We start from the raw sequence: 1,379 nt of genomic DNA on the forward strand, positions 1-1,379 counted from the left end.
TTTGAGCAGAACCTGACGGATGCACATCATCATAACCAGTCGATTATGCTGCATAGCCAGGACGGCTTTGATGAAGTGGCACTGCGCACAGCGATGGATCACATCGTTAGCCATCATGATGCGCTGCGGATCGTTTTCCGTCCTACCGAGCACGGATATGAAGCCTGGAACCGCGCCATTGGCGAGGGTGAGCTGTATACCCTGGAATGTGTGGATTTCAGCCATGAGCCAGAAGTGTCTGCGGCGATCGAGGCCAAAGCGAATGAAATTCAGGCAGGGATTCATTTAAGCGAAGGACCGCTGGTGAAGCTGGGGCTGTTCCATTGCTCCGATGGAGATCATTTGCTAATGGCTATTCATCACTTAGTGGTGGATACCGTATCCTGGCGCATTTTGTTCGAGGATCTTACGACAGCCTATGAACAGGCATTGCACGGACAAGCGGCTCGTCTTCCGCACAAAACGGATTCTTTCCGCGCCTGGGCTGAGGGGCAGTCGCACTATGCGAACGGTCCAGACATGGCAGCAGAACTCGCATTCTGGCAAGAAGTGGAACAAGGGACGTATGAGCCGCTTCCAAAAGACCAGCCACAACCGCAATCCTTAAATAAAGACAGCGAGCTCATGACAGTCACGTGGACAGCTCAGGAAACGGAGCAGTTGTTAAAACAGGCGCATCGTGCCTACAACACGGATATGAATGATTTACTGCTGACCGCACTTGGCCTAGCTATTCATCGCTGGGCGGGCATCGAACGCGTACTCGTCAACCTGGAAGGCCATGGCCGGGAATCCATTTTGCCAGAGCTGGATATTACGCGCACGGTGGGCTGGTTTACGACTCAATTCCCAGTTGTGCTGGATATGAGCGCAGGGCAAGATCTTTCACAGCGCATCAAACAGGTGAAAGAAGGGCTGCGCCGGATTCCGAAAAAAGGGATTGGCTACGGAATGCTGAGATACTTGTCGGCAGCATGTGAGCAGGAGCGTTTTGGAACCGAACCTGAAATTAGCTTTAACTATCTCGGACAATTTGACCAGGATATGCAAAATCAATCCATTGGCGTGTCTCCTTACGCTAGCGGTGCAGACCTTAGCGTACATGCAGCCAGATCGCACACGCTGGATCTGAACGGACTGATTTCAGAAGGCCAATTGCAAATGACGATCAGCTACAGTCATCAGGAATATCGCAAGGAAACGATGGAGCAACTAGCCGAAGCGCTCAGAGCGAGCTTGCAGGACATCATCATCCATTGTGCAGGTCGCAAACAGCAAGAGCTGACGCCAAGCGATGTTATGCTTAAACATGTAACCCTGGCTGAGCTGGACCAACTGATCGAGCGGACCCGTGACATCGGGGAAGTGGAAAATGTATA

The 1,379-nt window shown here is 51.9% G+C and carries 1 protein-coding gene; it reads left to right on the plus strand.

Annotation, left to right across the window (positions count from 1 at the left end; all coding sequences use genetic code 11):
- Positions 1-1,379, plus strand: a 1,379-nt coding sequence (locus AC5V8P_RS25580; protein ID WP_495474052.1) for a condensation domain-containing protein, incomplete at both ends; no start/stop codon positions are given.

This window comes from Paenibacillus sp. N119s (genome assembly GCF_059447605.1).